Raw genomic sequence first — 26558 nt, forward strand, 5'->3', positions numbered from 1 at the left:
ACGCCTGGCACAAGCGTAGCGAGCGGAAGGGGGATGCGGTTGAGACGCGCAACTGTACGGAGGTACAGTGAGCATCGCAGACCGCAACCCGCGACGCGCAGCAGGTTTTGACATGCGTGTTTAGAAGCGCGACGTCAGGCCGACGAACATGCGCCGTCCCGGCACGTAGTAGTCGACCAGTCCATCGGCCATCGGACCCTTCTTGAACAGGTTTTGCACGCCGCCACGCACGGTCCATTGCGGCGTGACCTTGTACGACACGACGGTGTCGACGATGGTGTAGGCCTTGTCGGCCAGCTTGCCGGCGTCGAGTTCCTTGCCCGTGTACTGGGCCGATACTTCGCCGAACAGCTGGTCGTTGACTTGCCAGCCCAGCGCCGAGTACCACGACAGTTTTGGCGTCGACAGCAGGTTGGCGCCCGTGGTCAGGTTTTTCGCTTCCGCCATGTAGGTGACGTTGTTACGCCAGTTCAGGTTTTTCGTCAGCGGGATGGTGGCCGTCGCTTCCAGGCCGCTGGTGCGCGCCTTCTGGATATTCGTCATCTTGGTCCACCAGCGCTGCTGGTAAAAGCCCAGCGGCGCATAGTCGATCTTGTTCTTGAAATCCGTGTGGAAGTAGGTCAGGCCCACATCCCAGCCATTCTGTTCCCACGCCACGCCGATCTCGCCGGCCGTGCTCGTTTCCGGCTTCAAGTCCGCATTGCCGGCCATGTAGCAGTCGCCCTTGATGTAGCCCAGCGGCTTGAGGCTGCCGCAACCGCGTCCGGCCGAGTTGGTCGCCGCCGCTGGCGAGTTTTCCTTCAGGCTCGGGGCGCGGAAGCCTTGCGAGATGCCGCCCTTGATGGTCCAGGCGGGGGCAGGGTGGTACACCAGGTACAGGCGCGGACTGTAATGGTTGCCGAACTTGCTGTGGTGATCGAGGCGCAAGCCGGCCGTGGCCGTCAAGTCCTCGCGCAGGAACAATTGATCTTCCGCAAACAGGGCCGAGGTGGTGCCGGACAGGGTCGCGCCGCTCACGGTGTTGCCCAGGTAATCGGTGGGTACGGTGCCGATGGTGTTCGTGTTCGTCAATTCCTGGTGCTTCCACTGGCCGCCCATCACCAGCATTTGCTCGATGCCGCCCCAGCCGACCCGTTTTTCCAGGCTGGCATCGAGCGTGCTGTCCTTGGATTTTGCCACCGTGCCGACGAATTGGTTGTCGAAATCGTTGTGATACAGGTTGACCGTGGTCTTGCCGAAGTCCCAGCGGCCTTCGTAGCCGAGGCTGACGCTCTTGCGTATCAGCTTGTTGGCGCCCCAGCTGGGAACCAGCGACTCGCCGTCCGCATCGCGTGTGCTCGAACCGCTGGCTTCCTGCCTGCCATAGCTGGCGTCCAGCGACAGGTTCTGTTTCTTGCCCAGCGCCCAGGTCAGCTGGCCCGAGACAGTCTGGTTGCGTTCGCCGCCGATGCCGCCCGCTTTGTCGAATTTTTCATCGGGATTCTGGCGCGTCTGGCTCACGCCCAGGCGCATGCCCACCGTGTCCGACAGGGGGCCGGCCAGGTTGACGCCCAGCTGGTGCGCCGTGCCGCGGTCGCTTTCCTGCGGTTGCGTGTAGTTGGCCGTGGCCGAACCGTTCCACTTGCCCGGCACCTTGCGCGTGATGATGTTGATCACGCCGCCCATGGCGTCCGAACCGTACAGCGACGACATGGGTCCGCGCACCACTTCGATGCGCTCAATCATGTCGGGCGAGATCCAGTTCAAGTCCTGGCGGCCCAGGTCGGGACGGTAAGCCGTGTCGCTCGAGCTGCCCACGCGCTTGCCGTCGACCAGGATCAGGGTGTATTTGTCGGGCAAACCGCGCAGCTTGATCTTCGACGCTTCGCCTTCGGGGCCGGTGCCGCCCGTCACGCCGGGGATACGGCGCAGCAAGGTATTCAAGTCATACACGGGCTGGCGCTCGATTTCCTCGCGCGTGATGACGCTGATGCTGGCCGGCGCATCCTTGATGTCGATGGCCGTGCCGGACGCCGTGACGACCACCGTGTTCATGGTGGGATCGGCGGCCACATTGCCTTCGGCCCAGGCGTTGCTGACGGCCAGCGAGAGCAGGCAGGGCAGGAGCAGGGCGGCGGAATGCATGGAGCGGGCGGGAGTGGAAACGGGGGCTGCGAAGGCGGGACTACGCTTGGTCATGGTGAACTTTCCGGATGTTGTTATTTCCTGGCTGCCTTCCGGGTGGCTCGGGTATGAATGAATGAAAAGAGTAAAAAATGCGCTCCCATCCTGCGAATGAGAATAAGAATCGTTCTTATTGTAATGCCATACTGGCAAGAAGGAAAGTGCTGAAAGGAAATAAAACACCGTTACGCTGTGCGCATGGCAGGTACAAGCGTGACAAATTGTTACCCGCGCTGGCATCTGGCGCGGCGTGTGCCAATAATGAAAGTTGCGATGGATGCTTGGGAGGCGGCATGAAGAGGCTGGCAAAAACGATATCGGCACTGGCGTGCTCCATGCTGCTCGCTGGCGGCCATGCCCGGGCGCAGGAGCAGGCGGCGCCTGCCGAGTCCTTGACTGAGCCTTTGCCCGTGTGCCAGCTCGACCCGCGCGACAGCGGCAAGCTGGCGGTGGAGCCGTGCCGCCCGGCGCCGCCCGTGCAGCCGCGCCGTTCCGTGGCGCAAGTGATCGGCCGCATGCCGGCGCAGCCTGCGTCACCGGTCGTGCCCATCGCGCCCCTGCCGCCCAGCCCGGCCGTGCCGATGCCGCGCGCGCCGCAGCCCATCGGCTCATGCGACTCAGGCGGTTGCCGCGATGCGGCAGGCGCGCGCTACAACGGCGCGGGCAACGCCACGCTCGATGCCAACGGGCGCATCTGCCACCGCAATGGCGCTTTCATGCAGTGTTTTTAACTTTCTCATTCGCCAGCGCTGCAAGTTTTCGCTCGGTGACCATAAAAATGGCTACAATTGTCGCCGACATTACGTTTACGTAAACGTAATGATGGCATCAACCATCAGGCGCCGGGAACACGGCCCTTACCACTCAGGAGATTTCATGCAGATTCAGGACAATGTATTCATCATCACGGGCGGCGCATCGGGCTTGGGCGCCGCCACGGCGCGCATGCTGACGGCGGCCGGCGGCAAGGTCGTGCTGGCCGACGTGCAGACGGAAGCGGGCCAGGCGCTGGCCGCTGAACTCGGTGGCGTGTTCGTCCAGTGCGACGTGACGTCGGAAGAGGACGGCCTGGCCGTGGTGGCGGCAGCCACTAAGCTGGGCACCTTGCGCGGCCTGGTCAACTGCGCCGGCGTGGCGCCTGCCGTGAAAACCGTGGGCAAGGATGGCCCGCATCCGCTGGCCCTGTTCCAGAAGGTCGTCAACATCAACCTGGTGGGCACCTTCAATATGTGCCGCCTGGCCGCCGACGCCATGGCAAAACAGGATGCGACGGCCGAAGGCGAGCGCGGCATCATCATCAACACGGCTTCCGTGGCGGCCTACGATGGCCAGATTGGCCAGGCCGCGTACGCGTCGTCGAAGGCGGCTGTGGTGGGCCTGACCCTGCCGATGGCGCGCGACCTGTCGCGCAACGGCATCCGCGTGATGACGGTGGCGCCCGGCATTTTCGAAACACCGATGTTGCTGGGCATGCCGGCCGAAGTGCAGGATGCGCTGGGCAAGATGGTGCCGTTCCCTTCGCGCCTGGGCAAGCCGGGCGAATACGCGCAACTGGTGAAAGCCATCGTGGAAAACGTCATGCTCAATGGCGAAACTATCCGCCTGGACGGCGCCATCCGCATGCAGCCCAAGTAAGGGGCAGTGCCCTGACGGGCATTTGATGTAGGATACCCCCGTATGGGGCGTACAGCCTTGCCTGGCTGTGCGCCCTTTTTTTATCGGAGAATCCATGATCACATTGAAGCCGCTGGCGCTGAGCCTGACCTTGCTGGGAGCCCTCGCTGCCAGTCCCGCATTTGCCGAAGTGCCGCAAAAGGCACCGGAAATCGCCACCGCGTATGCGGAGAAATCGGGTTGGGCGGCACAGAAATTCATGGTCGCCGCTGCCAATCCGCTGGCCGCCGATGCCGGCTACCAGATGCTGAAAAAGGGCGGCAGCGCCATCGACGCGGCCATCGCCACGCAGCTGGTGCTCACCCTGGTCGAGCCGCAATCGTCGGGCATCGGCGGCGGCGCCTTTTTGCTGTACTCCACGGCCAAGGGCGTGCAAGCGTTCGACGGGCGCGAAACGGCGCCTGCCAGCGCCGATGAACACCTGTTCCAGAATGCCGACGGCAGCCCCGTCTCGCGCGCCACGGGCGTGGTGGGCGGGCGTTCCGTGGGCGCGCCGGGCGTGCTGCGCATGCTGGAACTGGCGCACAAGGAGCATGGCAAGCTGCCGTGGGCGACCCTGTTCGGCCCCGCCATCAAGCTGGCGCACGGCGGCTTTCCCGTCAGCCAGCGCCTCAACGGCCTGCTGAACTGGGACCAGGCCCTGAAGCGCGACCCTGTCGCCGCCGCGTATTTCTATGACCCGGACGGCCAGGCCTGGCCCGTCGGCCACGTGCTGAAAAACCCGCAGCTGGCGCGCACCCTGCGCGAGATCGCCCGTGGCGGCGCCGACGCGTTTTACAACGGCCGCATCGCGCGCGACATCGCCGCCAAGGTGGCGGCGCATCCGACCAATCCGGGCAAGCTGACGGCGCAGGACATCGCCGGCTACCGCGCCAAGGTGCGCGAACCCGTCTGCAGCGACTACAAGGCCTGGACCGTGTGCGGCATGCCGCCGCCATCGTCGGGCGGCATCGCCATCGCGCAGATGCTGGGCATGCTGGAAGTGAAGGATATCTGGCCGTATGCGCCCGTCGACGGCGTGCTCGATGCGCAGGCGATCCACCTGTTCTCGGAAGCGGGGCGCCTGGCTTACGCGGACCGGAACCGCTACGTGGCCGACACGGACTTCGTGCCGCTGCCGGGCAAGGGCGTCGCCTCGATGCTCGATAAAACCTACCTGGCGCAGCGCGCCTCGCTGATCGGCGACAAATCCATGGGCCGCGCCTTGCCTGGCACGCCGCCGGGCATGCAGGTGGCGTGGGGCATGGACAACGCCTTGCAGCGTCCGTCGACGTCGCACCTGGTGGCGGTGGATGCTTTTGGGGGCGGCCTGTCGATGACCACCAGCGTGGAAGACGCGTTCGGTTCGCGCCAGATGGTCGACGGCTTTTTGCTGAATAACCAGCTGACGGATTTTTCGTTCGATTCGCGCGATGCGGACGGCCCCATCGCCAACCGGGTCGAAGCGGGCAAGCGTCCGCGCAGCGCCATGTCGCCCACCCTCGTGTTCGAGAAGGGCACGCACAAGCTGGTGCTGGCGACGGGTTCGCCCGGCGGTTCATCCATCATCAACTATGTCGCCAAGGTGCTGGTCGGCACCATGGACTGGGGCTTGAACGTACAGCAAGCGATCAGCCTGCCGAACTTCGGCAGCCGCAATGGCCCGACGGAGCTGGAAAAGGGCCGCGCGCCTGTCGCGCAAGTCGAGGCGCTGCAGGCGATGGGCCACGAGGTGCGCGTGATCGAACAGAATTCCGGCTTGCAGGGCATCATGCGGCTGAATGCGCATGGCAAGGATTTCTGGTTTGGCGGCGCCGATCCGCGTCGTGAAGGCATGGTCAAGGGAGATTGAAACTTTTCCACAAAGTATCAAGACCCTGCTAATCTGCCGGCATGGGAATGCAAAATAAAACAGGCTTGATACTCACGGGAGGAGGCGCCCGTGCCGCCTACCAGGTGGGCGTGCTGCAGGCGATTTCGGCGATTTTGTGGGAAGCGGGCTGGGCGCCGGCGCGCAACCCGTTCGACATCATCTGCGGCACCTCGGCCGGTGCCATCAACGCCACGGCGCTGGCCTGCCGTGCCGACAACTTCGGCGAAGGCGTGCAAAAGCTGCTCGACGTGTGGCAGCACATCGAAGTCGAGCAAGTCTACCGGGCCGATTCGCTGGGCGTGATCCGCTCGGGCGCGCGCTGGCTGTCGCTGCTGTCGTTCGGCTGGCTGCTGCGCCAGTGGCATGCGTCGCCGCCCAGTTCCCTGCTCGATAATACGCCGCTGGTCAGCCTGCTGCACCGCATGCTCGACCTGCCGCGCCTGGACGCGGCCCTGGCCGACGGCCTGCTGCATGCGCTGGCCGTGACGGCGTCATCGTACTCGGGCAGCCGCCACATGACGTTTTACCAGACGGCCGAGGATATCGCGCCCTGGGTGCGCACGCAGCGCCTGGCCCTGCCGGACCAGATCGGCGTGGAGCACTTGCTCGCCTCGGCCGCCATCCCCTTCATCTTTCCCGCCGTGCCCCTGTACGTGGGCGGCCAGCGCGAATACTGCGGCGACGGTTCCATGCGCCAGCTGGCCCCGATCTCGCCGGCGATCCACCTGGGCGCGAACAAGGTGCTGGTGGTGGGGGCGGGGCGCATGACGGAACCGGCGCCCGCCGCGTCCGAAGCGGCACGCTACCCGAGCCTGGCGCAGATTGCCGGCCACGCGCTGTCGTCGATCTTCCTCGACGGCCTGGCCGTCGACATCGAACGCCTGAACCGTATCAACCTGACCCTGTCGATGCTGCCGCCCGAATTGCTGGGCAAGACGGCCTTGCGGCCCGTGGAATTGCTGGTCATCGCGCCGTCCGAGCGGCTCGACGCCATCGCCAGCCGGCATATCGGCAGTTTGCCCCGCCCCATCCGCACCATGTTGTCGGGTATCGGCGCGGCCGAAGCGCGCGGCGCGGCGCTGGCATCGTATTTATTGTTCGAATCGACGTATACTAACGAGCTGATCCGTCTTGGACAGCGCGATACGCAAGCCCGCAAGGATGATGTCCTGGCGTTCTTTGGTTCCTGAGACGGCCCCTGGAGCGGTGTGCGGGTTCTTCGCGTTTTTTTTGACAGGACGATTGTGCTGGTATTTCGACGTGTTTGCGATGTTGCTTTACTGTTAATTCTGCTGCTGGGCGTCCCGGCCGCGGCGGCGCCTGCGCCCACCCTGCGTTTCGACCAGCTCAGCGTCGACCAGGGACTGGCGCAGGAATCGGTGCTGGCCATCGCCCAGGACCGGCAGGGCTATATGTGGTTCGGCAGCCAGTCTGGCCTGAGCCGCTATGATGGCTACCGCATGGTCGTCTACAAGAATATCGAGGGCGACAAGACCAGCCTGGCCGACAATTGGGTGGGCGAGCTGCATGTCGATAGCCAGGGCCAGCTGTGGATCGGCACCGACAATGGCCTGGACCGCTTCGACGCCGCCAGCCAGACCTTCATCCATTACGTCCCGGCCGAAAAGAGCAAGCGCGGCAACGGCAACCGGCATATCCACGCCATCCTCGACGATGGCGCGCGCGGCTTCTGGATCGCCACCTCGGACGGCTTGCAGCATTTCGACCCGGCCACGGGCACCTTCCGCACCTGGCACCATGAAGAGGGCAACCCGCACAGCCTGGGCGACAATGAAATCAAGGCGCTGGCGCTGGACGCGCAACAGCGCCTGTGGATCGGCACGGTAACGGGCCTGGACATGCTGGCGCCGGGCAGCGAGCGCTTCGAGCATTTTGCCGTCGATACGGAGCCTGGCTCGAAATACAACGTGATCCAGTCGCTGCTGATCGACCGCCAGCAGAACCTGTGGATCGGCACCATGGCCGGCGCCGAGCGCTGGCGCCTGGGCGGCGCCGGACAGCCGCCGCAGGCGCGCGTGCGCTTCGGCGAGAAGCATGGCTTTTCCGCCATCCGCGTCGCCAGCCTGTACCAGGATGTCGACGCCACCGTCTGGCTGGGCAGCAATGCCGACGGCCTGTTCCGCTGGCTGCCCGGCAGCGACACCTTCCTGCAATACCGCCACCAGACGGGCGACAAATTCAGCGTCGCCGACAACCAGCTGTCGTCCTTGTACCGCGACCGCGCCGGCACCTTCTGGGTCGGCTCCTGGTACAGCGGCGTGAGCCGGGTCGACCTGGGCAGTGGCGGCTTTTCGCGCATGGCGCGCGCGCCCGGCGACGTGGGCGCGCTGGCGGACAAGAAAGTGCGCGCCGTGGCCGATGCGGGCGGTGGCAAGCTGTGGCTGGCCACCAAGGGCGGCCTGAAACTGTACGACACGCGCGACGGCAGCTCGCGGCTGTTCGACTTGCGCAGCTCGCCCGGCATGTCGCGCGACGAGCAGGTCACCACCCTGTACAAGGCGCCGGACGGCGTGCTGTGGGTGGGCGGCTCGACGGGCTTGCACCGCTTCGATCCGGCCCTCGGGCGCTTCTTCACCATGCGCTTTGCCGCTGGCGACCCGAACAGCGACACGATCCGCAATATCGTGAGCGACCGCAGCGGCATGCTGTGGGTCTCGACGCGGGGCGGCGTGCACCGCTTCGACCCCGTCAGCCGCCGCTTTACCACCTATCGCCACGACCCGGCCAACCCGAACAGCCTGTCCGACAACATGGTGCGGCCCGTGCTGGAAGACGGCAAGGGGCGCTTGTGGATAGGTTCCTTCCACGGCCTGGACTTGCTGGACCGCGCCAGCGGCCACTTCCGCCATTTCCGCCACGATCCGCAAAACCCGCATAGCCTGAGCCATGACGAGGTGCATTTCCTGCACGAGGACAAGCGCGGCGTGCTGTGGGTGGGCACGGCCAATGGCTTGAACCGTATGGACGTCGACGCCAAGGGCGAGATCCGCTTCCGCCGCTTCGTGCGCAAGGATGGCATGGCCGACGACGCCGTCGCCAGCATTCTCGGCGACGACAACGAGCAGCTGTGGCTGAGCACGAACAGCGGCATCACGCGGCTCGACATGCGCAGCGGCCTGTTCCGCAATTACGACAGCGCCGATGGCACCGTGGAAGGCTCGTATTTCGATGGCGCGGCCCTGCGCGCGGCCGATGGCACCATGTATTTCGGCGGCTTCAACGGCATGACGGCGTTTGTGCCGCAGGATATCCACGACAACCGCGTGCCGCCGCTGGTGGCCATCACGGAGCTGCAGATATTCAACAAGCCGGTGGCCATCGGCCGCGGTGAGTTCGCGCACGTGCTCAAGGCGGCGATCGACCACACGCGCAACCTGGTGCTGACCAGCCGCGAAAGCGTCTTTTCGCTGGAATTCGCGGCCCTGCATTTCGCCGCGCCCCAGCGCAACATGTTCGCCTACCGGCTCGAAGGCTTCGACCAGGACTGGGTCATGACGGATGCGGGGCGGCGCTTTGCCACCTATACCAACCTCGATGCCGGCAACTACGTGTTTCGCGTCAAGGCGGCCAACAAGGACGGCGTGTGGAACGAGAGCGGCGCCACCCTGGCCATCACGATCCTGCCGCCGTTCTGGAAAACCTGGTGGTTCCGCACCCTGATGGCGGCGCTGCTGCTGGGCGCCATATATGGCGCGTACCGCCAGCGCGTGCGCGCGCTGCGGCATCAGCAGAATGAACTGGAAAAGCAGGTCAGCGAACGCACGGCGGAGTTGCAGAGCAAGGAAATCGAAGTGCTGGCCCAGTCGGAAAAACTGGCGCAAGTCAACAGCAGTCTGACGAAAAACGAAGAAAGCCTGCGCCAGGCCAAGCGCAAGGCCGAGGATGCGACGCGCCAGAAGTCGGAATTCCTGGCCAACATGAGCCACGAGATGCGCACGCCCCTGGCCGGCGTGATCGGCATGCTGGGCTTTGCCCTGCGCGACGAGCAGCTGCACGACGCCACGCGCGAGCAGATCCTGCGCGGCCAGGCCAACGCCCAGTCGCTGCTGGTGATCATCAATGACTTGCTCGATTTTTCCAAGATCGAGGCGGGCAAGCTGAGTATCGAAAACATCGACTTCGCGCTCGGCGCGGCGATCGAGACGGTCGTCACCCTGTTCGAGGAGCAGGCTGCCGCGCGCAGCATCGGTTTCGCCATCGATTTCGCGCCCGACCTGCCGCCCTTCGTGGTGGGCGACCCGACCCGCTTGCGCCAGGTGCTGGTCAACCTGGTCGGCAATGCCTTCAAGTTCACCCAGCGCGGCGGCGTCAGCCTGAGCGTCGAACGGGCCGGCGTGGCCAGCGGCAGCGGCGGACGCAAGGTCAACCTGATCCGCTTTACCGTCAGCGACAGCGGCATCGGCATCGATGCCGATGCCATGGCGCGGCTGTTCCAGAAATTCGAGCAGGCCGACGCCAGCACCACGCGGCGTTACGGCGGCACGGGACTGGGCCTGGCGATCTGCCGCCAGCTGGTCGAACTGATGGATGGCCAGATCGAGGTGGCCAGCACGCCGGGGCAGGGCAGTACCTTTGCCTTCACCTTGCCGCTGGCCGATGGCGTGGCGCCGCCGCTGGTGCCGCAGGTGGCGCTGGCGCCGCACAGCCACCAGTTGCGCGTGCTGTGCGCGGAAGACTTCCCCACCAACCAGATCATCATCCGCGTCATGCTCGAAGAGCTGGGGCACCGGGTCGACGTGGTCGCCAACGGCGTGCTGGCGGTGGCGGCTTGCGTGCATACGCGCTATGACCTGATCCTGATGGACGGGCGCATGCCGGAGATGGACGGCGCCACGGCGACGCGCCTGATCCGCGTGGGCGGCTGGCCGGACCAGCCCGTGCGCGACCAGGAATTGATGATCGTGGCCCTGACGGCGAACGCCAGCGAAGAAGACCGCAGCCGCTATCTTGGTGTCGGCATGGATGATTTCCTCAGCAAACCCGTCGACGAGGCGGTGCTGCATGGCTTGCTGGCGCGCGCCATCGAGCGCCAGCTGCAGCGCGGTTTCATGTTGCCGCGCATGCCGTCGAACGCGTCGCGCGGCACGGCGCGGGGACAGGCCGAACTCGACGCCCTGTTCGGTATCGCGCCGGCACTTCCCGTCGCGGCGCCTTCCCAGTCCATCCGCAGCGGCGAACTGCAACGGCGCATCCGCGTCGCCTTCGTCGCCGACCTGGAAGGGCGTTTGCGTGAACTCGACGACGCCCTGGCGGCGCAGGACAAGGACAACGCCGGGCGCCTGCTGCACGGTTTGAAGGGCAGCGCCGCCTACCTCGATGAAACGCAGCTGCACATGCTGTGCACGGAAATGGAAGAAGCGGCGGACGGCGGGCGCTGGACGCAGGTGGCCCTGCATTTGCCGCAATTGCGCGCACTGTTGGCGCAAATAGCTGTTTTGAACAATGAAATGTAAAATAGGCAATGCCGGCCATGGAGCGCGCGGCGAAACTGGGTAGAATACGGCCAGGCACCGAGACGCTGCCGCCAATGGAGAAAGCAATGAAAGTACTGGTGGTTGACGATGATGTCGTGTCGCGCATGGTATTGATGCATTTGATCGACAGCTGTGGCGTGCACGATATCGTGGAAGCCGAAGATGGCGCGGCGGCGTGGGAACAGCTCGAAGGCGGCTTGCGCCCGTCGCTGTGCTTCTGCGACTTGCGCATGCCGCGCCTGTCCGGCATGGAGCTGCTGCAGAAAATCCGCTCCGACAGCGCGCTTGATGCCATGCCGCTGGTGCTCGTGTCGTCGGCCAATGACCAAGACACGGTGCGCGACGCCGTGCAGGCCGGCGCCGCCGGCTACATCGTCAAGCCTTTCCAGCCGGAGCAGGTGCGCCAGCATATCGACGCCTGCTTCGACGTCTCGGCCTTGCCGGCCGAGGCGCCGCGCGACACCTTGCAGCGGCTGGGCATCGACAGCGAACGCCTGCTGGCGTATCTGACGGGCTTCCAGGGACAGATAGTCGCCGCCAGCGAACAGGTCGACGCCTTGCTGGCGCGCGGCGAGCCGGCCCAGGCGCGCCAGCAGCTCGAACGGCTGCACCTCGGTTGCCGTACCCTGGGGTTGCATGGCGCGGAAGCCGGGATGATGGCCCTGCTGCAGGCCTCGGTGCTCGATGGCGACCAGATGCAGACGGCGCTGGCCGCGCTGGCGCGCAGCGTGGCGCAGCAGGCGCGCCTGCTGCGGCAACAGGACGGGATCGACTGAATCTGCTGTTTTTCACTTGCCGGGAAAATACTTTAGGTTTAAAGTATCTGCTTCCGGGCCTTGTGCACGCGCCCGCTACCAGCCAGGATGAGCATGAGCAGCGACCCTTCGCCTACCACCGCATCTCCCCAGGACGACTTTGCGCGCACGCATTTGCCGCCGCGCGCACTCTGGCCGCAGCTGTGCCTGGACTTGCCCGAACTGCAGTATCCGGCGCGCCTCAATTGCGTCGCCGCGCTGCTCGATGCCGCCGTGGCCAATGGCGGCGGCGGGCGCACCGCCATCCTTGCCGACGGCCAGCGCTGGACGTACGCGCAGCTGGCGCGGCAGGTCGACCGCATCGCCCACGTGCTGCGCAGCGACCTGCGCCTGATCCCCGGCAACCGCGTGCTGCTGCGCGGCGCGAATACGCCCATGATGGCCGCCTGCCTGCTGGCCGTGCTGAAAGCGGGCTGCATCGCCGTGCCCACCATGCCGCTGCTGCGCGCGCGTGAACTGTCCACCATCCTGGCCAAGGCGGAAGTGAACGCCGTGCTGTGCGCGCAAGGCTTGCGCGGGGAACTCGATGGCGTGCCCGGCTTGCCCGCCATGCTGTGCTTTGGCGCCGAGGGCGCCGAACTGGAACAGCGCATGGCGGCCCACGATGCGCCATTTGCCGCATGCGATACGGCGGCCGACGACGTCTGCCTGATCAGCTTTACCTCGGGCACGACGGGCGTCCCCAAAGGCACCATGCACATGCACCGCGACCTGCTGGCCATCTGCGACTGCTTTCCCCGCTCCATGCTGCAGGTGCGCGCCGACGACATCTTCATCGGCACGCCGCCGCTGGCGTTCACCTTCGGCCTCGGTGGCTTGCTGCTGTTCCCCCTGCGCTTTGGCGCTTGCGCCGTGCTGCTGGAAAAACTCACGCCCGACGGCCTGCTGCGCGCCATCGAGGCCTATCACGCCACCATCTGCTTCACGGCGCCCACCTTTTACCGCCAGATGGCGCTCCTGGCGGCCAGCCACGACCTGCGCAGCCTGCGCCTGTCCGTCTCGGCCGGCGAAGCGCTGCCGCTGGCCACGCGCGACGCCTGGCAGGCGGCGACGGGCCTGGCCATGACGGACGGCATCGGCGCCACCGAGATGCTGCACATCTTCATTTCCGCCACGGGCGAGGGCATCCGCCGCGGCGCCATCGGCAAGGCCATCCCCGGCTACCAGGCATGCATCGTCGATGACGCCGGCGTGCCGCAGCCGCCCGGCGTGACGGGCCGCCTGGCCGTGAAAGGCCCTACCGGTTGCCGCTACCTGTCCGACCCGCGCCAGCGCGAGTATGTGCAGAATGGCTGGAACCTGACGGGCGACACCTTCGAGATGGATGCCGACGGCTATTTCTATTACCGCTCGCGCAGCGACGACATGATCGTCTCGGCCGGCTACAACATCGCCGGCCCGGAAGTGGAAGAGGCGCTGCTGCGCCACCCGGCCGTGGCCGAATGCGGCGTGGTCGGGCGCGCCGATGCCGAGCGTGGCCAGATCGTCGAGGCGCACGTGGTGCTCAAGGAGGGCTGCCAGGCCAGCGACCTGCTTGCGGCCGAACTGCAGGACTTCGTGCGCCAGCAGATCGCCCCGTATAAATACCCGCGCGCCATCCATTTCCTGCCTTCCCTGCCGCGCACGGAAACGGGCAAGCTGCAGCGCTTCAAACTTCGCACGGACACTCCATGAATATTGTCTGCATCGGCGGCGGCCCCGCCGGCCTGTATTTCAGCCTGCTCATGAAAAAGCAGGACCCCGCGCACCGCATCACTGTCATCGAGCGCAACCGCCCGTACGACACCTTTGGCTGGGGCGTCGTGTTTTCCGACCAGACCCTGGGCAACCTGGCCAACGCGGACGAGCCGACGGCGCGCGCCATCCTGCAGGCGTTCAACCACTGGGACGATATCGAGATCCACTTCAAGGGCGAGACCGTGCGCTCCGGGGGCCATGGCTTTTGCGGCATCGGCCGCAAGCGCCTGCTCAACATCCTGCAGGCGCGCTGCGAGGAACTTGGCGTGCAGCTGGTGTTCGAGACGGAAGTGCAGGACGACCAGGCCATCGCGCGCCAGTACGGCGCCGACCTGGTGATCGCCAGCGACGGCTTGAACAGCCGCATCCGCACCCGCTATGCGGCCAGCTACCAGCCCGAGATCGACCAGCGCCATTGCCGCTTCGTCTGGCTGGGCACGCGCAAGAAATTCGAGGCCTTCACGTTCGCCTTCCGCCAGACGCCGCACGGCTGGTTCCAGGCGCATATCTACCAGTATGACGGCGACACCTCGACCTTCATCGTCGAAACACCCGAACACGTGTGGCGCGCGGCGGGCCTCGATGCCATGAGCCAGGAAGAGGGCATCGCCTTTTGCGCAGCCCTGTTCGCCGAGGAACTCGATGGCCACGGCTTGCTGAGCAATTCGCCGCACCTGCGCGGCTCGGCCCAGTGGATCACCTTCCCCCGCATCGTCTGCCGCCAATGGGTGCACCGCCAGTATGGCGTGCCCGTCGTGCTGATGGGCGACGCGGCCCACACGGCGCATTACTCCATAGGCTCGGGGACCAAGCTGGCGCTGGAAGACGCGATCGAACTGGCGCGCTGTTTCGGCCAGCATGCCGCTGCCGCTGCCGGTACGGATGCTGCGCTGACCGCCTACCAGCAGCTGCGCGCCATCGAGGTGCTGAAAATCCAGAGCGCGGCGCGCAATTCCATGGAATGGTTTGAAAACGTCGAGCGCTACAGCGCCATGGAAGCGCCGCAGTTTGCCTACTCCATGCTCACGCGCAGCCAGCGCATCTCGCATGAAAACCTGCGCCTGCGCGACCCTGCCTACGTGGCCGATTACGAGCGATGGCTGGCGTGGCGTGCGGGCGAGCAGGCTGGCGTGGCGATGCTGGACGAGGCCTTGCCGCCCATGCTCACGCCATTCCGCTTGCGCAGCGTGCTGCTGAAAAACCGCATCGCCGTCTCGCCGATGGCGCAATACAGCGCCGTCGATGGCGTGGCGGGCGACTACCATCTGATGCACCTGGGTGCACGCGCCATGGGCGGCGCGGGGCTGGTATTTGCCGAGATGACGTGCGTGTCGGCCGATGCGCGCATCACGCCCGCCTGCCCGGGCATGTACAGCGAAGCGCACACGCAGGCCTGGCGCCGCATCGTCGATGTCGTGCATGCGAACAGCGATGCGAAGATCGCCCTGCAGCTGGGCCACGCGGGGGCGAAAGGCTCGACGCGGCCCATGTGGGATGGCATCGACCTGCCCTTGAAAGAGGGTAACTGGCCGCTGATCTCGGCCTCGGAGCAGCAATACCTGGCCGGCGTGTCGCAGGTGGCGCGTGCGGCCACGGAAAGCGACCTGGCGCGCATCGAGCAGGATTTCGTGCGCGCCACCCTGGCGGCGGCCGTCGCCGGTTTCGACTGGCTGGAGCTGCATTGCGCGCACGGCTATCTGCTGTCGAGTTTTATCTCGCCGCTGACCAACCGCCGCACGGATGAATATGGCGGCAGCCTGGAAAACCGCTGCCGCTATCCGCTGCGCGTGTTCCGCGCCATGCGCGCCGCCTGGCCGCAGGATAAACCCATGAGCGTGCGCATCTCGGCCCACGACTGGGTCGATGGCGGCATCACGCCTGACGACGCCGTCGTCATCGCGCGCCTGTTCAAGCAGGCGGGCGCCGACCTGATCGACTGCTCCTCGGGTCAGGTCAGCAAGCTCGAACAGCCCGTGTACGGGCGCATGTTCCAGGCGCCGTTCGCCGACCGCGTGCGCAACGAAGCGGGCATCGCCAGCATGGCCGTCGGCTCGATTTTTGAAGCCGACCACGCCAACAGCATCATCGCCGCCGGGCGCGCCGACCTGTGCGCCGTGGGCCGGCCGCACCTGGCCAACCCCGCCTGGACCCTGACGGAGACGGCGCGCATCGGCTACAGCGGCGCTGGCGCCGGAGCTGCCTGGCCGAAACAGTACCGGCCGGGCCAGCAGCAGCTGGAACGCAATCTGCAGCGCGAGCGCCAACTGGCGGCCGCCAATACGGGTCTCACCCCGCAACAGGTGGCCGCGCGGCTGCTGGAAGGATGACATGAAGACGCAAGCGATAATCGACAGGCACGCGCTGGTGACGGGCGCCGGCAGCGGTATCGGGCTCGCTTGCGCGCGCGCCTTGCTCGATGCGGGCGCCCGCGTCACCCTGGCCGGGCGCGACGGCGCGCGGCTGGCGCGTGCGCGCATGCAGCTGGAAGAAGAGGGCCATGCGGGCAGGGTGGCCATCTGCGTGCTCGATGTGGCCGTGGAAGCGTCCGTGCAGGCGGGTTTCGCGCAGGCCGCCGCGCATTTCGGCCGCATCGATATATTGATCAACAACGCGGGCCAGGCGCATGCTGCGCCTTTCGGCAAGACGGATGCCGCCATCTGGCAGCAGATGCTGGCCGTGAACCTGACGGGCGTGTTCCACTGCTGCCAGGCGGCCATGCCGGGCATGCTGGAAGCGGGCTGGGGACGCATCGTCAACGTGGCATCGACGGCGGGCTTGAAAGGCTACCGCTACGTCAGCGCCTATGTCGCCGCCAAGCATGGCGTGATCGGCCTGACGCGCGCGCTGGCGCTGGAGGTGGCGCCGCGCGGCGTCACCGTCAACGCCGTCTGCCCCGGCTACACGGAAACGGACATGGTGGCCCAGGCCGTGCAGAATATCGTGCGCAAGACGGGGCGCGGCGAAGATGCGGCGCGCGCGGAACTGGCGGCCAGCAATCCGCAGCAGCGGCTGGTGCAGCCGCGCGAAGTGGCCGATGCTGTGGCGTGGCTATGCCTGCCCGCGTCGGCAGCCATGAATGGACAATCGATCGCCGTCGCCGGCGGTGAAGTCATGTAACGGAATGAAGACCATGGATAAAGAACCCGACAATGTGCAGGACGAACCCGTGCTGGATCTGGCCAGCCGGTTGACGCAGGACCACCACCAGTCGCTCAAGCTGTGGCTGCGCATGCTCTCGTGCACGGTCAAGATTGAAAACGAGGTGCGCACGCGCCTGCGCGCCACCTTCGGCATCACCTTGCCCCGCTTCGACTTGATGGCGCAGCTGGAACGCTTTCCCGAAGGTTTACGCATGGGCGAACTGTCCAAACGCATGATGGTCACTGGCGGCAATATCACGGGCATCACCGACCAGCTGGAGCAGGAAAAACTGGTGGCGCGCGTGGTCGATCCGAAGGACCGCCGCTCGTACAGCGTCAAGCTGACGCCGGCGGGCCGGCGCGCGTTCGACGAAATGGCGCGCGTGCACGAAGGCTGGATCGCCGAACTGCTGCACGGCGTGACGCCGGACGACAAAACCCGATTGATCGACCTGCTGTCGCACATGAAGCAGCAGTTGAATAACACCCCCTAAAGGACTGACCATGCGCCATCTACCCGGCCAGCCGCAAGACCTGCCAGGCAACCGCGCCAGCCTGGCCGGCTACGCGGCACGGCATTTTCTGTTTTCCGTCGACGCAGGCGTCGCCACATTGACCTTGCACCGGCCCGAGCGCAAGAATCCGCTCACTTTTGACTCGTATGCGGAACTGCGCGAGCTGTTTCGCGCGCTGGCGCATGCGGACGACGTCAAGGCCGTGGTCATCACGGGCAGCGGCGACAATTTCTGCTCCGGCGGCGATGTGCACGACATCATAGGCCCCCTGACGCAGCTCGACATGCCCGGCCTGCTGGCGTTTACCCGCATGACGGGCGACGTGGTGAAAGCCATGCGCGCCTGCCCGCAGCCCATCATCGCCGCCATCGACGGCATTTGCGCGGGCGCCGGCGCCATGCTGGCGCTGGCGTCCGATATCCGCATCGGCACGGCGCGCAGCAAGACGGCCTTTTTGTTTACCCGCGTGGGCCTGGCCGGCTGCGACATGGGCGCCTGCGCCTTGCTGCCGCGCGTGATCGGCCAGGGCCGCGCCGCCGAGCTGCTGTATACGGGGCGCTCCTTGCCAGGGACGGAGGCCGAACGCTGGGGCTGGCTCAACCGCCTGGTCGAACCCGGGGAGCTGGCCGAGGCGGCGCAGCTGTTCGCCGCCGGCCTGGCCGGCGGCCCCACCTTCGCGCACGGCATGACGAAAAAAATGCTGCAGCAGGAGTGGAACATGGGCGTCGATGAAGCCATCGAGGCGGAAGCGCAGGCGCAGGCCATTTGCATGGCCACCAACGATTTTCACCGCGCCTATCACGCCTTCGTGGCGAAAGAAAAACCGCAATTCGAGGGCGACTGACATGAGCAGCACGCGTGATACGACTTACCTGGACTGGCCGTTTTTCGAAGCGCGGCATGCCGAACTTGAACGCGAACTCGATGCCTGGGCTTCGCGGCACCTGCAGGAAGCCCATGGCGCCGACGTCGATGCCGCCTGCCGCGCGCTGGTGGCGCAACTGGGGCAGGGCGGCTGGCTGGCATACGCCACTGGCACCGATGGCAAGATCGACACGCGCGCCATTTGCCTGATGCGCGAAACCCTGGCGCGCCACGACGGCCTGGCCGATTTCGCCTTCGCCATGCAGGGACTCGGTTCCGGCGCCATCGGCCTGTTCGGCAGCGCCGACAACAAGGCGCGTTATCTGCCGGACGTGGCCAGCGGCAAGCGCATCGCCGCCTTTGCCCTGTCCGAGCCGCAGGCCGGCTCCGACGTGGCGGCGATGGCGTGCGCGGCGCGCCGCGATGGCGACGATTACGTGCTCGATGGCGAAAAGACGTGGATCTCGAACGGCGGCATCGCCGACTTTTACGTGGTGTTCGCGCGTACGGGCGAGGCGCCGGGCGCGCGCGGCATCAGCGCCTTCATCGTCGACGCGGACAATCCCGGCCTGGAAATCGCCGAGCGCATCGCGGTGATCGCGCCGCACCCGCTGGCGCGCCTGCGTTTCAATGCCTGCCGCGTGCCCGCCACGCAGCGCCTGGGCGAGGCGGGACAGGGCTTCAAGGTGGCGATGGCCACCCTGGACGTGTTCCGTACGTCGGTAGCCGCCGCCGCGCTGGGCTTTGCGCGGCGCGCCTTTGACGAGGCGCTGCGCCACGCCATGGCGCGCCAGATGTTCGGCCAGACCCTGGCGGCCTTCCAGCTGACGCAGGCAAAATTAGCGCAGATGGCCACCGGCATCGAGGCGGCGGCCTTGCTGACCTACCGCGCCGCCTGGCAGCGCGACCAGGGCCGCAAGGTGACGAAGGAAGCGGCCATGGCCAAGCTGACGGCCACGGAAACGGCGCAGCAGGTGATCGACGCGGCCGTGCAGCTGTTCGGCGGCATGGGCGTGGTCAGCGATCATCCGGTCGAGCGCCTGTACCGTGAAATCCGCGCCTTGCGCATCTACGAGGGCGCCAGCGAAGTACAGCAATTGATCATCGCGCGCGAACTGCTGCGCGAGGCGGGACATGTATGAATAACCAGGAGAACGCAATGCAAGTGCTGCAACCACCGGGATGGGCCAGGCCGCGCGGCTATGCGAACGGCGTGGCCGCCAGCGGACGCACGGTGTACGTCAGCGGCATGATAGGCTGGGATGCGCAGGGCCGGTTCCATACGGACGATTTTGCGGGGCAGGTGCGCCAGGCCTTGCAGAATATCGTCGCCGTGCTGGCGGAGGCGGGCGCCTTGCCCGAGCATATCGTGCGCATGAACTGGTATGTGCTCGACAAGAAGGAGTATGTGGCGGCGTATCCGCAAATCGGCGTGGCGTACCGCGAGCTGATCGGCAAGCACTTTCCTGCCATGACGGCCGTGCAGGTGGCCGGCCTGATCGAGGATCGCGCCAGGGTGGAAATCGAGGTGACGGCGGTGCTGCCGCCATGATGGCTACAATAAACTATTGCCTTAACTGCATTTCAATTGAAATAAATTAATGCAATTAATATATCACCCTGTGCTATATTGATATGCCGAAAATTCGCGGCATATATACAGGGGGAGCGATGCAACAACAAATCATGCTGAAAATCAAGGCGGTGCGGCCCGTCACCTTGCTCGCCGGTGCCTTGCTGTGCATCGGCAGCGTTCCTGTCGCCTCGGCGCAATCCTTGCTCAACGGCGCGCAGGAAGCACAGCTGTCCGCATGGCTGGGCGAAGGGCCGCTGGCGCTGACGGCCATCTACACGAAGTCGGCGGGCGACACCTCGCGCGACTTCCACCTGGCCGCCGACGGCAAGGGACGCACGTTTTCCGTGATGCAGGCGAGCAACGCCGCCGGCCAGACCTGGCTGGTGGGCGGCTACAACCCGCAAAGCTGGAATTCGTCGGGTACCTACAACATGACGCCGGAAGACCGCGACCGCACGGCCTTCATCTTCAACCTGACGTCGGGCCAGTATTTCCGGCAGACGCCGAAAACCTATGCGCTGGACTCGGTGGGGGCGTATCAAACCTTCAATGATATCGACGCCGGCCCCACGTTCGGCATCGGCGCCGACCTGGGCATGTCGGCGGACCTGAGCACCAATGGCATTTCTTCGCGCTACTCGTACATCGACCCGGTCAATGGCATCTTTGGCGCAAGCTTGCTCGATGGCGCGCCGTATGGCTCCTATCCGAACGTCACGTTTGGCGCCATGCAAGTATTTAGCGTCAGCGCCGTGCCCGAGCCCGCGATGTTGCAACTCATGCTGGCCGGCTTGTTGCTGGTTGGTGCAGGCGTCGCGCGGCGCAGGAAATTCAGCGTGCCGCCGTTTGCCACCATGGGTCTCAAATAAGGCAGGACGCTGGTACGGGTTCGGCAGCGTGGCGGGAAATGGTGTGCAGGAATGGCTGCCGGCGACGGCGCGCCTGGCCGTGGCAGTCCGGCGCATGCCCGCACGTTGTGCGGGCAAGAGTTCGTCTCGTCACCATGTTCAGAATAATAATAAACAAAACTCAGCGTTAAAAGCATAAACTTGCCATTGCTGGCTGCCAACGCGTTACGTATAAGCAACTTTATGGAATTGCACCGTGTTATTTAATTCATTTCCGTTCTTTCTGGTGTTCTTGCCGTTGGCGTTGCTGGGATACTTTCTCCTGTCAAAATACTCGCTGCGGCTATCCATAATTTTCCTGTTGCTGGCATCGCTTGCATTCTATAGTTACTGGGATGTCGCCTACCTGCCGCTGCTGCTGCTGTCAATCTGCTGCAACTTCAGCATTGGCCGAGTCGTCTCGAAACGTCAAGAGACGGGCCGCAAGCGCGAGGCAAAGCACTGGCTGTGGCTCGGACTCGCCTTCAATTTGTCGCTGCTGGTGTTTTTCAAGTATTTTGATTTTTTTATCAGCAATATTGCCACCCTGACGGGGGCGACATTCCAGCCGCTGGGGATTACCCTGCCGATCGGCATCTCGTTTTTCACCTTCACGCAAATCGCCTACCTGGTCGATTGCCACGCCGGCAAGGTCAAGGATTACCAGCCGGAAAGCTATGGTTTGTTCGTCACTTACTTTCCGCACCTGATCGCCGGTCCGATTTTGCATCACAAGGAGATGATGCCGCAGTTCGTGCAGGCCGAATCGCATGTCTTCAGCCGCGGGCGCCTGACCGTCGGCCTTGCATTCTTCACGATTGGCCTGTTCAAGAAAGTCATTTTGGCTGATGGCATCGCGCGCTACGTCGCACCCGTCTTCGACCTCCATCACGCCCATTTGAGCATGCTGGAGGCATGGGCCGGTGCGCTGGCCTATACGTTCCAGCTGTATTTCGACTTTTCGGCCTATTGCGACATGGCGTATGGCTTGTCCTATATGTTCGGCATTATCTTGCCGATTAACTTTCTCTCGCCATACAAGGCGACCTCCATCATCGATTTCTGGCGCCGCTGGCACATCACGCTGTCCAATTTCCTGCGCGATTATCTGTATATCCCCCTGGGCGGGAACCGCAAGGGCGGATTCTTGCGTTACCGCAACCTCCTGATCACGATGCTGCTGGGCGGACTGTGGCACGGCGCCAACTGGACCTTTGTGGTCTGGGGCTGCTTGCACGGCGCTTATCTGATCGTCAACCATGCCTTGCGCCATCTGCTGGGCCAGCGCAGCAACCTGGCGATACGGGCCGGCGGCGCACTGGCGACCTTTTTTGCCGTGGTGCTGGCCTGGGTGTTTTTTCGCGCCAGTTCCCTCGAGGTGGCGCTGGACGTGCTGCAAGCCATGGGCGGAGGCTCGCTGACGCCCGCCATGCAGGAAAGCATGCTGGGCGTGAACCGCATCATGCAGCTCAGTTCCTGCCTGTGGTGGCTGGGCGTCTGCGCCGCCATCGTTTTCTTCCTGCCGAACGTGTATGAGCTGCTGGGGCGAGGCTTGCGCCTGTCGACGGAGCAGCGCCTGGACAGTGGCCGGGGCAGCGTCTTGCTGGGGGCCATGTTGATGCTTTGCCTGGTCTTGCTGGCAATTAGCGAGACGCGTGGTGTTTCTGAATTCTTGTACTTTAATTTCTGACAAATCATATGCGCTCCATATTTGCGATAGGCCTGGGTGTGCTGGTCACGGCACTGGCGTTGGAAGCGTTCCTGCAATGCATGCCGGTGGTGTCCGGATTGCGCATGGAGCAGAGCAGTGAGCAGCGCCCGTATGCCCGTTATCTGCCGCAGCAGGACTACGTGTATTCGCATGGCTGGGCCCTGGCGAATGCCCGGCATGGCCGCACGAATCGGCAGGGCTTTACCAACTCCCCCGATTTCAAGGATGGCGCGGCCGTGCTTGTCATCGGCGACAGCTTTATCGAAAGCCTGATGCTGGAATACCCGGAAACCCTGCAAGGCCGGCTGAGTCAAGCCCTGGGCGGCGGCGTGTATGCCGCCTCTGCCTCGGGCAACGGCTTTGCCGACGCGCTGGAAGTGTTCCGTCATACGCGTGCGCAATTGCATCCGCGCACGGTGGTGATGTTTGTCGAGCCGATGGACATGCTCGACATCCTGGCGCCGGCGCAGCGGGGCCACAGCATGTTTGTCAGCGAAGGGAACGATATCAGGCTGGTGCATGTTCCCTATGTCGAGTCCAAGGCCAAGCGGCTGGTCGCCTATTCGGCCCTGGCCCGTTACATCTATTACAACTTGAAATTTCCTGACTGGTTGATGAGCCAGTTGCGCCGCAGTCCTCCTGCCGCGGCGCAGGCGCCGGCCGCCAGCGCACCTGATGCACGCCGCGCAGCCGCGCTCGAGTACTACATGACGCAATTGCGCGCGCTGGGCAGCGCTGGCGATACGCGCTTTATCTTCCTGGTCGACGCGGACCGGAACATGCTGTACGCGCCGCAGAAGGCGGTGCCCAACTGGAAAGCGGGCGATCGCGCATTTTTCATCCAGACGGCCCTGCGACACGGCCATCAGGTGGTGGACATGCAGCCGGTATTCGCGCGCCATTGGGCGCAACAGCGCGAGCGCATGGATTTCCTGCCGATGGACGGCCACTGGAACCCGGTGGCGCACGATCTGGCGGCGCAGCAAATCCTGCCCTTGTTGCCTTCGGCATCGCCTGCGTTGCCGGCGCCATTGCGCCAGGTGGCAGGGCACTGAGGCGCCGGCCACACGCACGCGCTGCCGGACTGTCAATGGCCGGAACTAGCCTGTATAATGCCGCTGCGCGTGTCGCCATCGTACAATGGATAGTACAAGGTCCTCCTAAGACTTAAATGCAGGTTCGATTCCTGCTGGCGACACCACGTTTCCACGCAACGCGCGTCGGCAGCCTGTGATCATCCAGGCGGTAATTACTGGTCGATGGCGATTGAAGTCCGAGTTATCGGTACAATGCGTGCTTCATTCATCCAATCGGCGGCTGTTTTGCACACCACGCGGTGTGCGCGAGACGGCGCCCGAGCACTCTTACTCATTATGGCTGTCATTTCTCTTTCATCGGCGCAACTTGCGTTCGGTCACGTCGCGCTGCTCGATCACGCGGAATTTTCACTGGAAACCTCGGAGCGGGTCGGCTTGATCGGCCGCAACGGCACGGGTAAATCGTCGCTGTTGAAGGTTATTTCGGGCAAGTTCAAGCTCGATGACGGCTTGTTGGTAATGCAACAAGGCATCAAGATCGCGTATGTGGAGCAGGAACCGCAATTCGACCCGGAAATGTCCGTGTTCGACGCCGTCGCGTCCGGCATGGGCGAATCGCAGGCGTGGCTGAAGGAATACGATGCGTTGACGGGCCAGTTTGGCCAGGGCAATGACGACGAACTGATGGAACGCATGCACGACATCCAGGTCAAACTCGATGCGGCCGATGCGTGGAGCTTGCCGAACAAGGTGGAAACCGTGCTCGACCGTCTGAACCTGACGGGCGACATGGCCATGAAAACCCTGTCCGGCGGGATGCAGAAGCGCGTGGCGCTGGCGCGCGCGCTGGTGTCGGCGCCCGACGTGCTGCTGCTCGATGAGCCCACCAACCATCTGGACTTCAGCTCCATCCTGTGGCTGGAAGGCTTGTTGCGCGACTTCAAGGGCAGCGTGCTGTTCATTACCCATGACCGCTCCTTCCTCGACAACGTTGCCACGCGCATCATCGAGCTCGACCGCGGCCGTTTGCTGTCGTATCCGGGCAACTTCACGGCGTATCAAGTGCGCAAGGCGGAGCAGCTGGAAATCGAAGAAGTGGAAAACGCCAAGTTCGACAAGTTCCTGGCGCAGGAAGAAGTGTGGATACGCAAGGGCGTCAAGGCCCGCCGCGTGCGCGACGAAGGCCGCGTGCGCCGCCTGGAAGCGCTGCGCCTGACGCGCAATGCGCGCCGTGAACAGCAGGGACAAGTCAAGCTGGACGTCTCGGCCGGCGAACGCTCGGGCAAGATCGTGGCGGACCTGGAAAACGTCTCCAAGATTTACGGCGACAAGGTCATTGTCAAGGATTTCAGCGCCACCATCTTGCGCGGCGACAAGGTCGGCCTGATCGGCGCCAACGGCGCCGGCAAGACCACCCTGCTGAAGATGATCCTCGGCGAAGAGCAGTCGGACACGGGCACCATCCGCCTGGGTACCAAGCTGCAAGTGGCGTATTTCGACCAGATGCGCACGCAGCTGAACGAAGAGGCGAACCTGATGGAAACCATCGCGCCGGGCAGCGACTGGGTCGAGATCAACGGCCAGCGCCGTCACGTGATGACGTACCTGAACGACTTCCTGTTTGCGCCGGAACGCGCCCGTTCGCCCGTCAAGTCGCTGTCCGGCGGCGAGCGCAACCGTTTGCTGCTGGCGCGTCTGTTCGCCAAGCCGGCCAACGTGCTGGTGCTCGATGAACCGACCAATGACCTGGATATCGATACCCTGGAATTGCTGGAAGAGTTGCTGGAAGAATACACGGGCACCGTCTTCCTCGTCAGCCATGACCGCACCTTCCTCGACAATGTGGTCACGCAGGTGATCGTCGCCGAAGGGGAGGGCAAGTGGCGCGAATTCGTCGGCGGCTACACGGACTGGGAGCGCGTGCGCACCTTGCCGATCGCCACGGCGCCAGCCAGCAAGCCGGCCGTGAAGGTCGAGGCTGCCGCGCCGGCCGCCAAGCAGAAAAAGCTCAGCTACAAGGAACAGCGTGAGCTGGAAGAGTTGCCGAAACTGATCGCCAAGCTGGAAGACGAGCAATCGGTGCTGGCCGCCGAACTGTCGCATCCGGACTTCTACAAGAAGACGCCAGCCGAAGGCAAGCGCCTGAATGCGCGCGTGGCCGAGATCGAAGGCGAACTGCTGGAAGCGCTGGAAAAGTGGGAGCAGATCGAGGCGCGCGCGAATAGCTGATGCTTTTTTGCATACCCTGTTGTAATTAAGTCAGGATTATTTGCCACGGCAACGGTTCTGCTTGATATAATTATATAATTATATTTATTACATCGGGGGATGCATGTTTGTCATGAAAAACATGCGCTCCGGACCACCGCGTCCGGCGCGCAGCTCCTCCTCCGATGCGTGGCAGCATGTTTGACCGCGCCGCCTTGCCCCGGGTAGCGCCATTCCTGGCCTATCTCTCCTTCATTGCCATTGCCGACATGCTCGGCCGCCTGGGCGTTGCCGCGCAGGACTTGCGCTGGCTGTATGTCGTCAAGATCGGCGTCGTGCTGGGCTTGTTGTTGTACTGGCGCCGCAGTTACACGGAATTACGGTGGACGCCGTTGGGCGCGCGTGCCATTCTCGGGGCGCTGGCAGGCGGTGTTGTTGTTTTTTTGCTGTGGATCAATCTCGACGCCAGCTGGATGAGCATCGGCAAGCCGGACGGTTTTGATCCCCGCACCGATGGCCGCATCGAGTGGAGCCTGGTGGTGCTGCGCATCGCCGGCGCGGTGCTGGTGGTGCCCGTGATGGAAGAGCTGTTCTGGCGCTCCTTTCTGCTGCGCTGGATCGACAAGCCGGACTTTTTGCGGGCCGATCCGCGCCTGGCCAGCGTCAAGGCCTTCGCCATCAGCGTGTTGCTGTTTGGCTTTGAGCATAATTTATGGCTGGCCGGCATGGTGGCCGGTGCGGTCTATAGTTTGTTGTACATGCGTAGCCAGTCCCTGTGGTCGCCCATCCTCGCGCACGGCGTGACGAACGGCGTGCTGGGCCTCTGGATTATTTCTGGTGGGCACTGGATTTACTGGTAGTATTGCCTATCAACTGTGTGATCT

At 64.4% G+C, this 26558-nt stretch carries 19 protein-coding genes and 1 tRNA gene; 19 read left to right on the forward strand and 1 reads right to left on the reverse strand.

All coding sequences use genetic code 11. From position 1 onward, the window contains the following. Positions 1-120 precede the first annotated feature (120 nt). Positions 121-2178: a TonB-dependent receptor domain-containing protein gene (locus NCG91_RS13090; protein WP_251349997.1), complete on the reverse strand. Its 2058-nt coding sequence runs from the start codon at positions 2176-2178 to the stop codon at positions 121-123. 320 nt (positions 2179-2498) lie between these two features. Here NCG91_RS13090 and NCG91_RS13095 point away from each other — a divergent pair, with 320 nt between their 5' ends. The 19 genes from NCG91_RS13095 to NCG91_RS13185 all read left to right on the forward strand — a co-directional run bounded on the left by NCG91_RS13095 (position 2499) and on the right by NCG91_RS13185 (position 26534). Then, positions 2499-2894, forward strand: coding sequence for a hypothetical protein (locus NCG91_RS13095; protein ID WP_251349998.1), 396 nt, complete (start codon positions 2499-2501; stop codon positions 2892-2894). 145 nt (positions 2895-3039) lie between these two features. Next, positions 3040-3798, forward strand: coding sequence for a 3-hydroxyacyl-CoA dehydrogenase (locus tag NCG91_RS13100; RefSeq protein WP_099665094.1), 759 nt, complete (start codon positions 3040-3042; stop codon positions 3796-3798). A gap of 94 nt (positions 3799-3892) precedes the next feature. Beyond that, positions 3893-5668, forward strand: a complete 1776-nt coding sequence (ggt, locus tag NCG91_RS13105) for a gamma-glutamyltransferase (RefSeq protein ID WP_251349999.1) — start codon at positions 3893-3895, stop codon at positions 5666-5668. Between the two features lie 41 nt (positions 5669-5709). Beyond that, positions 5710-6879 carry a patatin-like phospholipase family protein gene (locus NCG91_RS13110; protein WP_034751717.1) on the forward strand — a complete coding sequence of 390 codons (1170 nt, stop codon included), beginning with the start codon at positions 5710-5712 and terminating at the stop codon, positions 6877-6879. A 54-nt stretch (positions 6880-6933) separates the two neighbouring features. After that, positions 6934-11163 carry a hybrid sensor histidine kinase/response regulator gene (locus NCG91_RS13115; RefSeq protein WP_251350000.1) on the forward strand — a complete coding sequence of 1410 codons (4230 nt, stop codon included), beginning with the start codon at positions 6934-6936 and terminating at the stop codon, positions 11161-11163. A gap of 86 nt (positions 11164-11249) precedes the next feature. Continuing rightward, positions 11250-11960 (forward strand): response regulator, encoded by a 711-nt coding sequence (locus NCG91_RS13120; RefSeq protein WP_077400918.1) that lies wholly within the window; start codon positions 11250-11252, stop codon positions 11958-11960. Positions 11961-12053: 93 nt separating this feature from the next. Beyond that, positions 12054-13673, forward strand: a complete 1620-nt coding sequence (locus NCG91_RS13125) for an AMP-binding protein (protein ID WP_251350001.1) — start codon at positions 12054-12056, stop codon at positions 13671-13673. Next, positions 13670-16063 (forward strand): bifunctional salicylyl-CoA 5-hydroxylase/oxidoreductase, encoded by a 2394-nt coding sequence (locus NCG91_RS13130; RefSeq protein WP_251350002.1) that lies wholly within the window; start codon positions 13670-13672, stop codon positions 16061-16063. Before NCG91_RS13125 ends, NCG91_RS13130 begins: the two co-directional genes overlap by 4 nt. A 1-nt stretch (position 16064) precedes the next feature. Then, complete coding sequence (locus NCG91_RS13135; protein WP_251350003.1) at positions 16065-16853, forward strand: SDR family NAD(P)-dependent oxidoreductase; 789 nt, start codon at positions 16065-16067, stop codon at positions 16851-16853. 13 nt (positions 16854-16866) lie between these two features. Then, positions 16867-17370, forward strand: coding sequence for a MarR family winged helix-turn-helix transcriptional regulator (locus tag NCG91_RS13140; RefSeq protein WP_099665089.1), 504 nt, complete (start codon positions 16867-16869; stop codon positions 17368-17370). A gap of 10 nt (positions 17371-17380) precedes the next feature. Then, positions 17381-18235, forward strand: coding sequence for an enoyl-CoA hydratase family protein (locus NCG91_RS13145; RefSeq protein ID WP_251350004.1), 855 nt, complete (start codon positions 17381-17383; stop codon positions 18233-18235). A 1-nt stretch (position 18236) separates the two neighbouring features. Further along, positions 18237-19397 (forward strand): acyl-CoA dehydrogenase family protein, encoded by a 1161-nt coding sequence (locus tag NCG91_RS13150; protein WP_251350005.1) that lies wholly within the window; start codon positions 18237-18239, stop codon positions 19395-19397. Positions 19398-19414: 17 nt separating this feature from the next. Next, entirely contained in the window at positions 19415-19807 is a 393-nt protein-coding gene (locus tag NCG91_RS13155; protein ID WP_099665086.1) for a RidA family protein, read from the forward strand. Between the two features lie 119 nt (positions 19808-19926). Then, the gene (locus tag NCG91_RS13160; protein WP_251350006.1) at positions 19927-20700 is read left to right on the forward strand and encodes a PEP_CTERM-anchored TLD domain-containing protein; all 774 of its coding nucleotides are present in this window, start codon (positions 19927-19929) and stop codon (positions 20698-20700) included. 340 nt (positions 20701-21040) lie between these two features. Then, positions 21041-22408 carry an MBOAT family O-acyltransferase gene (locus NCG91_RS13165; protein WP_285817122.1) on the forward strand — a complete coding sequence of 456 codons (1368 nt, stop codon included), beginning with the start codon at positions 21041-21043 and terminating at the stop codon, positions 22406-22408. Between the two features lie 8 nt (positions 22409-22416). Next, positions 22417-23484, forward strand: a complete 1068-nt coding sequence (locus NCG91_RS13170; RefSeq protein WP_251350008.1) for a hypothetical protein — start codon at positions 22417-22419, stop codon at positions 23482-23484. 71 nt (positions 23485-23555) lie between these two features. Beyond that, positions 23556-23630: transfer RNA gene (locus NCG91_RS13175), tRNA-Arg, on the forward strand. A gap of 172 nt (positions 23631-23802) precedes the next feature. Further along, positions 23803-25695, forward strand: a complete 1893-nt coding sequence (locus NCG91_RS13180; RefSeq protein WP_077400945.1) for an ATP-binding cassette domain-containing protein — start codon at positions 23803-23805, stop codon at positions 25693-25695. 176 nt (positions 25696-25871) lie between these two features. Beyond that, entirely contained in the window at positions 25872-26534 is a 663-nt protein-coding gene (locus tag NCG91_RS13185; RefSeq protein WP_251350009.1) for a CAAX prenyl protease-related protein, read from the forward strand. Positions 26535-26558 lie beyond the last annotated feature (24 nt).

It is taken from the genome of Janthinobacterium kumbetense (genome assembly GCF_023703445.1).
GTDB classification, from domain to species: domain Bacteria; phylum Pseudomonadota; class Gammaproteobacteria; order Burkholderiales; family Burkholderiaceae_D; genus Janthinobacterium; species Janthinobacterium kumbetense.